This is a genomic window from Peristeroidobacter soli, from assembly GCF_004138485.1.
In the GTDB taxonomy this organism is placed as follows: domain Bacteria; phylum Pseudomonadota; class Gammaproteobacteria; order Steroidobacterales; family Steroidobacteraceae; genus Steroidobacter; species Steroidobacter soli.
Genome location: NZ_RYEV01000004.1, coordinates 916,602 through 927,223, shown reverse-complemented (window position 1 = coordinate 927,223; position 10,622 = coordinate 916,602). Strand labels below are relative to the sequence as shown.

Sequence of the window (10,622 nt, the reverse complement as noted above, 5' to 3'; positions counted from 1 at the left end):
AGTAAACCGGGTTATCCGATCAGAACCTCCAGCTGAAGCGTGCCGAGACCCCGTGGTCCGAGACGTCGCTGCCGAGCTGACCTGAATAGAAGATGCCGGCGGAGGCGTCGGTGCCGAAGCTTGCATCGAGTCCGACGTCGACCGCTGCGGAGTCCTTCGCCATCGGCACGCCGCCGACCTTGAACGGAGTCGTTGCGCCGAATGAGTTTGTGATCTCCGGCGGGTCGTCGCTGAAGACGTGTCGCCACGCGACCGAGGCGCTGGCCGTGATGGCGCGCTTCGCCTGCTCGTTCGACCACAATTGAGTTGAGCCGCGGGCGCCGGCGGAAGAGTAGGTGATATCGAAGTCCGAGCCGCGAACGGTCAGCGCCGCGGGGCCGCCATGTTCGGTGAAGCCGTCCATGTCCGCTTTCGCGTAGGTGAAGCCGATGAATGGTTCGAGCGAGAATCGTCCCAGTTGTGCGCGATAGTCGGCTTCGGCGAATGCCTGGAGCACATTGCCGTCATAGTCGGCGTTCAGGCGATCGGCGAAATCGCCGAAACTCACATTGCGATGGGATTCGATCTTGGCATTGGAGTAGGTCACACCGCCGCGCAGACCGATGGCATCCAGCTGGGTGCCGCCGTAGATGCCGAAGTGGTAGCTCTCGTTGCGGGCACTCGAACGCAGTTGATCGTCCATGTCGGAGGTGGTGAAGCCCGCCAGCACGCCGAGCTGTGCCGAGCCGAAGCGACGATCCAGGCCGAACAGGATGCCGGAGAGATCGCGGTCGACTTTGGACGCGTTGTCGTCACCATCCTCGAACGATCCCCACGAGCCCACCGCGACGGCGTGCGCCCAGATGCCGCCTTCGCTGTCGTCCTGATAGGCGAGAGCGGCGCCGCTGTCGGTGACCGGTCCACCCAACGCAGCTCGCGTGCGTTCGTTCGCAAGATTGCGAACGATGCGGCTGTCTTCGAGCGCCACCGTTCGTAATGAGGCGTGCAGCGCGCCGGAGAGTTGGTCGAAGGCGTTACGCGCGACGGACTCTTCCAGTTCGACGACGCCGTCATAGAGCGCGTTGCCGGCGCCGAGGCTTTCCACAGCGGTTGCGGTGTTGAATTGGTTGGGCGTGCCGGAGATGTCGCCGAACTCGACGCCGTTACGGTTCAGGATCATCGTCACGTCATTGGCGCCGTATTCGAGTACGGGCGTGAGGAAGGCGAAGTTGGCGTCGAGCAGATCGAAGCCGTCGCCGGAGACGCCGCCGTTCGCAGTGATGATGGTGTAGCGGGTGTAAGGCGTATAGTCGCCGGCCGCAGCCAACACGCGCAGCGTGCCGCCTTCGACCAGGGCGCGTCCTTGCGCCGTGATCTGATCGGATTGGCCGGCGGTGTTCACTTCCAGTTCGTACACCGAACCGGCCTGGAATGTGACATCGCCGCTGACATGCAACGTGCCAATGGAATTGCCCGGCGCCGCGGTGCCGCCGTCTTCGACGATGAGATTGCCCACGGTGCCCGTGCCTTGCAGGCGCCCGCTCGTCAGTGTGCGCACCGTGCCGCCCAGGCTGCCATTCACCGCGAGCACGCCGTGTTCGATCCAGGTCTCTCCAGTGAAGCCGCTGCTGTCGCCACTCAAGCTCAGCATACCCGTGCCGCTCTGGCGCAGCGTGCCGCTGCCGCCGATCAAGCCGGCGAAAGTCACATCGTTGACGCGATTGAAGACGACCGTGCCGTCGGCGGTGAGATTGCCCGCGATGGACCCGGTGGTGCCACCGTCGCCGAGTTGCAGCGTGCTGTCGGCCTGCACGGTCGTGCTGCCGGTGTAGGTGTTGTCGCCGGTCAGCACGAGCGTGCCGGTTCCGGTTTGCACCAGCGAGCCGGTGCCCGAGATGATTCCGCTCAACGTGCTGTGACCGGTGCCGCCGGTGGTGAGCGTGGCGCTACCGAGACTCACATTGCCGGCGCCGCTCAGACCGCCGATGGTTTGATTGAAATCGTTCAGATCGAAGATCGCGCTCGCACCTACGTTGACGGCAGAGGAGGGCGAGAGCGCGTTCTCGATACCCGCTTGCAATGTTCCGGAACCGATGTCGGTCGTGCCCGTGTAAGTCTGCGGTGTGTCGACGGTGAGCGTGTTGTTGCCCAGTTTCACGAAACCGCCGGGACCTGAGATCGTGCCACCGACCACATCGCTCAGATTCAGATCGGTGTCGCGATCGATGGCGACGATGCCGTTGTTCACGATGTCGCCGGCGATCGAGCCGGACATGCCGTTGCCGATCTGCAAGGTGCCGCCGGTGACCGTGGTGCCGCCGCTGTAGGTGTTGTCGCCGGCGAGGATGAGCGTGCCGCCGCCGGTCTTCTCGATGCCGCCGCTGCCGGAGATGACGCCGGCCTGCGTGGCCGTGCCCTGATCGACGCTGACGCCGGTGTCCGCTTCGACACGGACATTGTTGGAAGCGTTCGTTCCTTCGCTCAGACCGATGGACGCACCCGGCGCGCTGACCACGAGGGTGCCGGTGCCGAGCGCGTCGCTCGAACCCACCGTGATGTTGCCGCCGCCTTCGGAGCGCGCCTCGCCGGTGAAATTGGGACTCGAACCGCTCAGGATCAATTCGCCGGTGCCGACTTTCACCAGATCGCCGCTGCCACTCAGGCTGCCGGAGAAACTCGAACTCTCATTGTTGCCGCCGGTAGTGAGCGTCGCCGTGCCGAGATCGACGGAGCCTGCGCCGGAGAGCGAGCCGATGGTTTGCGGCAGATCGTTCAAGTCGAACGTCGCGCCACCGGCGACGACCACCGAGGTTTGCGGGGAGAGCGCATTGGCGACGCCGGCTTGCAAGGTACCGCTCGAGATGGTCGTCGGGCCGGTATAGGTTTGTTGTGTATCGATGGTGAGCGTGCCGCTGCCTTGCTGTGTCAGCCCGCCCGTGCCGGTCATCGAGCCGGCGATGACATCGCTCAGATTCACATTGTCACTGCGATCGACCGCGACCGTGCCTTCGTTGGCCACGGGGCCGACGATGGAGCCGGTGGTCGTACCGTTGCCGAGTTGCAGCGTGGCGCCGCTCGCGATGTTGGTGCCGCCGGTATAGGTGTTCTCGGCCGTCAGCACCAGCGTGCCGGTGCCGACTACGCCGACGCTGCCGTTGCCGGTGATCAGGCCCTCGATCACGACGGGGTTGGAACGATTGATGGCGAGCGCTGAATCCGCAGCGACCAGCTGGATGGGACCGACGATCGAACCGGTCTCGCCGCCATCGCCGAGCTGCAACGACCCCTGCTGGATCGTGGTGCCGCCGGTGTAGGTATTCGTGCCCGTCAGCGTGAGCGTGCCGGTGCCGTTGAAGACCAGACCGCCCGTGCCCGCGATCGTGCCGGCGTAGGTCGTATCGGTGTTGTCACCGCCGGTGGTGAGCACCGCGTTGCCGAGATCGACGGTGCCGGAGCCGGAGAGCGAGCCGATGATCTGTGCGAAATCGTTGAGATCGAAGGTGCCGTGTGGACCGACCGTCACGGCGGTGTTCGGCGACAGCGCATTCGCGAGGCCCGCTTGCAACGTGCCGGTCTCGATGTTCGTGGGGCCTGTATATGTTTGCTGTGTGTCGACGACCAGCGTGCCGTCGCCTCGATAAGTGAGACCGCCTGCGCCACTGATCGTGCCGCCGACGATTGTGCTGAGCGCGACGTCGCCGGTGCGAGCGATGGCAATGGTGCCACCGGAGTTGGTGACGTTGCCGGCCAGCGAGCCAGTCGTGCCGCCGTCGCCCAACTGCAGTGTGCCGCTCGAAATATTCGTGGTGCCGCTGTAGGTGTTGGTCCCGGTCAGCGTGAACGTACCGGTGCCGGCGACCGTGACATCGCCAGTGCCGGAGATCACGCCTGAGAACGTCGAGTCGGTGTTGTTGCCGCCCGTGGTGAGCGTGGCGCTGCCCAAGGTGACGTTGCCGGCACCGGACAACGAGCCGATGGTTTGCGCATAGTTGCCCAGATTGAGCGTCGTGCCGGAGGCCATGATCACATCGGTGCCGCTCGGCAGCGCATTGGCGATGGAGGTCTGCACCGAGCCATGGTTGATGATCGTGTCGCCGGTGTAGGTATTGGCTCTTGCGAGCGTCAGCGAGCCGGTCCCGTTCTGCTCCACGCTGCCGGAGCCGGAGATGACCGACGACTGGACCAGCGAATTGGAGCGGTTGTAGGCCAGGCGTGAGTTGTTGGTGATCGCGCCGCCGATGGAACCGGTCGTGCCGCCATCGCCGATCTGCAACGTGCCTTCGGCGATGGTGGTGGGTGAGGTCGAGATGTCGGTGGCGATGATCAACGTGCCGAGGTCGGTCTTGGTCCAGCTGTTGGATCCGCCCCAGCCCATGCGCAGGGTCGCGACGTAGTTGGCGCCGGCATCCGTGCCGTCTCCCACGCGGATGATTCTGGAGCCGGAGGACGCCAGCGTGAGTGTCGTCCCGCCGGTGATCTGATAACCGTCGACCGCGAACTGCAAGCCGCCGACCGTCTGCGCGCTGCTGAGGTTGACGATGCCCGGCGCGCCTTGGAACACAGCGAAACCGTTCGCTTGCCAGCCCGAGTTCAACGTACCGTCGGCGGTGGTCCAGTTGTCGTTGGTGGGCGACCACGTGCCGCCGCCGCCGCCGATCGTGCCGTCGTTGATGGCGCCGGGGCCGTCCCAGAACGTCACCGGCAGATTGCCGCTGTTCACCAGGTTCACCTGGTTGGCGACGGAGGTTTGTATGAAGCCGGTCGCGCCCGTGGGCATCGTGCCCAGGTTGATCACATTGTTGGTGAGCGTGCCGGTGTAGTTGATCAGGCGATAGACGCCGACGCCGAACGTACCGCCGGTCGGCACGTTCACGTTCAACGTGCCATCGAGAGTGAGATTGCCGTTCACCACGAGCAGATCGTTGAGCGCGCCGCCGGGCGTTCCCGCTGCGCCGAGATCCATGGACAGCTTCGCGGTGCTGAGCATGGAGAGATTGCCGGTCGTGAACGTGCCGACAGCGCCGTCGCGGCCCGGCGCGAGAGTGCCGCCCAACGAAGTGGCGTTGATCGAGCCGGTGCCCGAGAGCGTTCCGGTGGTGGCGATGCTGGTCGTGGCGGCCAGGCCGCTGAGATTGCCGTTGACGACCAGTTCGCCCGTGTTGACGGCGGTGGCCATGGCGTAGGAGCCGGTGCCGGAGAGAATGAGCGTGCCGTTGCCGGTCTTGGTCAAGCCGCCGGTGCCGATCAAGTCGGACTGAATGGTCGCGGTTGCACCGGTCGCGACGTTGACGGCGCCGGCGGAGCTTGTGCCGCTGACGGTGCGCTCGACCACGGTGAGTGGGCCGCCGCCGATGACGTAACCGTCGGAGCGGAAATCGAGGTTGTTCGTCGTTACCGCGCCTTGACTGGTATCGATCGTCACTGTGCCCGCGGGACCGTCGAATGCGGTGATGATGGTGGTGGCGGCGCCGGCCACCGCCGATATGTATCCCGCATTGAGCCCGCCCGCGCCGTCCGACCAGTTGTCGTTGCCCGCCCAGGCCTGCCACACGCCGGTGCCGCCGTTGACGATGCCGTTGTGACGAGCATCCGTTGCGTCCCACAATTGAGTCGTGCGAGTGCCGATGTTGACCAGGTTGACTTGCCCGGGGGTCGAGGTCTGCACGTAGTACGTGCTGGTCGGCGCGGTGCCGACGACCAGGCCGTTGTTGGTCAACGAGCCGGTGTATTCGAACACCCGATACACGCCGAGACCGAATGTTCCATTGCGAGTGACGTTGATCGTGCCGTCGAGCGTGAGATTGCCGTTTACGTGCACCAGATCGTTGAATGTGCCGCCCGCGACGCCGCTGCCGGTGACATGGCCCTCGCCGAAGTGATAATTGAGCACGGCGTTCGGTGCGAGCGTCAGCGCGCCGGTCGTCAGCGTGCCGGCGACGCCCGTGAGGCCGGCTGCAATGATGCCGCCATCGCTCACATTCACCGCTGCGGCGGTCGTGCCGGTGCCGCCCAGAATCGCTGCCGATGCGACGGTGATTGCGCCGGTCGCGCCGCTTTGATCGCCATTGAGAAGCAGCCGTCCATTGTTGACCTGCGTGCCGCCGGTGTAGGTATTCGCGCCGCTGAATGTGAGCTCGCCGGTGCCGACCTTGGTGACCCGGCCGGCGCCGGTGATCACGCCGGCGTAGGAAACATTGTCGGAGCGATTGAACGCAAGTGTCGCGCCGGAATCGACGGTGACCCCGCCCGAGATGGAGCCGTTGGCCGTGCCGTCGCCGATCTGCAGGGTACCGGCGGCAACGCGGGTGTTTCCTGTGTATGTGCTCGAGCCGGTCAGGGTCGTGACACCGGTGCCGTCCTGAATCACATTGCCGGCGCCGGAGATGGCGCCTCCGAAGGTCATCGCGGTGGCCTGCGAGAACGCCAGCGTGCCCGCGTTGCTCACATTGCCGATGATGGAACCGGCCGTCGAGCTGTTGCCGAGTTGCAGTCGGCCGCTCTCGATGGTCGTGCCGCCGACGTAGGTGTTGGTGCCGGTCAGGATGGTCGTGCCGGTGCCGCGTTGAACGACAGCACCGTTGCCGGAGATCACGTTTGCATACGTCGACGTTCCAGCGCCGCCGAATGCCAACGTCGCGTTGTTCGCGATGTCTCCGACAACAGTGCCCTCCACGGTGGTATCGCCGAGCTGCAATGTACCGCTGGAGACAGTTGTACCGCCGGTGTATGTATTCGCGCCGGCGAGCACCAATGTTCCCAAATCCGTTTTGTTGATGCCGCCCGTACCGGTGAGCGGCGTATATAACGTTGCACGATAGGAGGCTCCGCCGGCCGTGCCGTCGCCGACACGCACGGTGTTCATTCCTGCGACGAGTGTCAGCGCGCCGCCGGTCAACGAATAGCCGTCGGTGGCGAACTGCAGGCCGGTTACATTGATCGGACCGCCGGTCGTATCCACCGTGAGCGCGCTGCCAGCCGATTGAAACACCGCGAATGCGTTGTCGGTCCACGCCAGCGTCGGCGTGCCGGTCTGATCGCTCCAGTTGAGATTGCCGGTGGCGCCTTGCCAGACCTGCGTGCCGCCGGTCTTCCAGTAGGCGAGGGCGTTGCCTTGGGTCGTGACCAGGTTCACCTGGTTCGCGACCGATGTTTGTATCGTGCTCGTCGTGCCGGCGGGCTGCGAGCCGAGATCGAGCGTGTTGTTCGTGAGCGTGCCGCTGTAGTTGATCAGGCGATAGGTGCCGGCACCGAAGGCGCCCGCGGAATAGACATTCAGCCGGCCGTCCAGGGTCAGATTGCCGGTCACCGTCAGCAGGTCGTTGACGCCGCCGCCGATGGTGGCGGGATTGGCGAGATCGAAGTTCAAAATCGAAGTGTCGGCGAGCACCAGATTGCGCACCGTCAGCGTGCCGGCGCTGCCGGTGCCGGCGCCCGGGCTGATGCGCGCGCCACCGGCCACGTTCACTGTGCCGGCGAGCGTGCCGGCGCCGCCGAGTGCGGCGCCGTTCGAAACATTCACGGTCGAGGTGGTCGAGCCGAGGACATTGTTTACTACCAACCGGCCATTGGTGACATTGACGGTGCCGGCACCGAACGCGCTGCTCGCACCGGTCAGAATGGTCGTGCCCGGGCCGCTTTGATTGATCGTGCCGGTGCCGGTGCTCTTCGAGATCGCGGGCGCGAAGGTGTAGGCGCCGCTGGTGTGGTTGAAGTTGATGATGGACGTTCCGGCGGCCATCGATATCAACGGTGTATTGACGATGCCGGGCGCGGTCGCGGGACTGCCCGCGGCGCCACCGATGTTCAATGTGCCGTTGCCGGTGCCAGCACCCGTGGAGATCTGGAGCTGCGCGGCGAGTGTGCCGCCATTCGCAACGGTCACCACGCCTGTGGCGCTGGAGCCGATATTGACCAGGCTGCTCGCGCCGCTCACTGTGACCGAGGAGCCCGGGTCGCTGATCATCAGAGCACCGTTGCCGGTCGTTCCGCTGCCGACCCAGAGGGAGCTCGTCGGCACGGTCACGGTGGCTCCGGCGAGAACGTTCATTGTGCCGGTGCCCGATGCGCCGAGCGTCAGGCCGACGCCGCTCGCGGCGTTGAATGCGGCCGCCGAGCCGGTGCCACGCAGAGTGAGCGTTCCGCTGCCGGAGGCGAGGTAGCCGATATAGCTGGCGCTTCCCGCCTGCACGGTTCCGCCGTCGACAACGTCGAACGATGCAGTGCCGGAATCGCCGACGCGTAGGCTGCTTGCGAGCGTCAAGCGGCCGCCATTCGAAATGAGCACGCGTGCGGTGGACGTCGATGTGCTGGCGCTGAGTAACGCTGTGCCGCTCGCGTTGGCAGTTACGACTGCGCCATCGGAAATCGACAGCAGGCCGGTGCCGCTGCGACCGACCTCGATCAAGCCGGTCGCGGTCCAGGTGCTTCCGGAGCCGGAGAGGGAGAGGGTGCCGGAGCTGCCGGAGCTGAGCCCCACCACGCTCGAGCTCGTGCCAGTCTGAAGAGTGCCGCCGTTTCTGACCGCGAGATTGCCGCTGCCGGCTGAGCCGACATTGAGGAAGGTCCCTACCGTCAGGCGCGATCCCGTACCGTCGATGAGCGCATTACCGGTGGCTGTGGTGCCGTAGCCGATCACGACGCTCCCGGTGGTGGCGGTGACGACACCGCCGTTGGTGATCGACAGGGAACCTGCATAGCTGTTGCCCACCAGAATATTGCTGGTGGTCAGCTGCGATCCAGCGCCGGAAACGGTGACGGTGCCGTCGCCGGTGCTGCTGCCGGAGCTGGTATATGTGACGCCCAGGCTGGTCGGGCCCGAGACGACGACTTTGCCGCCGTTGAGGACGTTCAACTCGGCTCGGTTGTACTCGCCGACATACAGTGTGGCGGCATTGAACGTCGAGCCGGTCCCGGTGACGGTGACGATGGTCTGGCCACCCGAGTTGGGCGCGGTGAAGCGTGCCGCTCCGCCGAGATGCGCGAAGCCGGCGACATTCAGCACGGCGCCGTCCTCGACGGAAATCGTGCCGCGAGCCTGGTTCCCGACGACCAGCGAGCCGTTGGCGTTATAGGTCGTGTTGACCGTAGTGCCGGTGCCTCGGAGCACGAGCGTGCCCGAGGCGCCTCGGCCGACGCCAAGCCAGTAGGCGTTGACGGTGCCGCCACTGTCGACGGTCAGTGAGCCGTTTCCCAATTCTCCGACGATGAAGTCGCCAGCGACGGTGTCGGTGCCGAGCGGCGCAGTCAACGTCGAGCCGGTCCCGGACACGGTGATCGCGCCGGTGCCGCCAGCAAGTGCTCCGACGATGAGCCGCGGCCGTATGCCGCCGAGCGTTACTTGCCCGCCGTTGAGAACGTTCAACGTGCCCGTCCCGGATTCGCCGACGTCGAGCAGCCGACCGGTCCAGGTCGTGCCGCTGCCGGTCACGGTCAGGGTTCCTGTGCTGCCCCGGTCGAAGCCGATGTAGCTCGTGCCGGGGGTCGTCAACGTGCCGCCGTTCCGGACGGTGAGTGCGCCTTGGTTGACGGAGCCGACATAGAGATTCGTCGTGGATGATAACGAGCTGCCGGTGCCGTCGATGGTCAACGTGCCCGATCCTGTGGTGCCGGAGCCCACCCAGGTCTTGTCCGCCTGCACGCTGCCGCCGTTGGTGATATGCCCTGTGCCGTCGCCGGCATCGCCGATACGCAGGACGCCACTCAACGTGAGTCGAGACGCGGTGCCGCCATTTACACCGTCGACAGTGAGCGAACCCGAGCCTCCCGCTCGTGAGCCGAGCACGAGCGTGGTGGCCGTCGTGGCCGCGCCGTTCTGCACGAGCAGCGAGCCCGTGCCTTCATAGCCTATGTAAACGGTTTGTCCGGCGGTGAGCGTGGAGTTCGCGCCACGAACGATGATCTCGCCGGTGCTGCCTGCCGAGCGGCCGGCGTAAATGTAGTTCGGAACGCTGGCCGTCGCGCCGTTCTCCACGATGAGCTGTCCGCTGCCATCGCGTCCTACATACAACGTGCCTGGATCGATCGTTCCGGTATTGAGTATGTTGAGCTGAGATCCGGTGCCCGAGACGTGTACCCGACCGACCGAGCCGTTGCCGCGCCCGATGGTCACCGTGTTGGCGCTGAAGACGGAGCCACCCTGGATGTCCAGCAACGCCTGTCCCCGACCACCGATATGAGCCTGCGCTCCACCATTGAGGGTCGATGCATTGGTGAGCGTGACAGTGCCGTCCGAGCCCGCTGCGAGTCCGACCAGAAGCCCGCCGAGCGAGCCGTTGGTCACACCATTCAATGTGAGCGTGCCAGTCCCTGCCGTCGTTCCGTCACCCGCGCCCGCGCCGACCAGAATGTAGTCGGTGGTCGACAGCGTGGTCGCGGTTTGCGGCGGAAAATTGACGATCGTGCCGCACGTGAGCGGCAGCGGGTCGGGCGAGACTGTGCAATCGGACGGGGGTGTCAGGCGACCGTTGTCGCCCGTGGGCGTGACTTGCTGGGCCTGGCCGGGCATGACGATCAACATGCCCAGCCAGGGAACGATGGCCCATTGACGCTGCAACCGCTGGCATACCACGCGCCGGATGATCTGACTCTTCATCGCTCCTCGACCTCCATCCTCCGTCCTCGACGGCAGCTAAAGCTGTTTTGAT

At 65.4% G+C, this 10,622-nt stretch carries 1 protein-coding gene; it reads right to left on the bottom strand.

What is annotated here, in order from left to right; translation table 11 throughout:
* Positions 1-19 precede the first annotated feature (19 nt).
* Positions 20-10,570 carry an autotransporter-associated beta strand repeat-containing protein gene (locus tag EKO19_RS19635; protein WP_129778135.1) on the bottom strand — a complete coding sequence of 3,517 codons (10,551 nt, stop codon included), beginning with the start codon at positions 10,568-10,570 and terminating at the stop codon, positions 20-22.
* Positions 10,571-10,622 lie beyond the last annotated feature (52 nt).

What these genes read in the sequence shown, in the direction of transcription:
- EKO19_RS19635 (WP_129778135.1), bottom strand. Translation starts at nt 10,570, where the DNA reads ATGAAGAGTCAGATCATCCGGCGCGTGGTATGCCAGCGGTTGCAGCGT.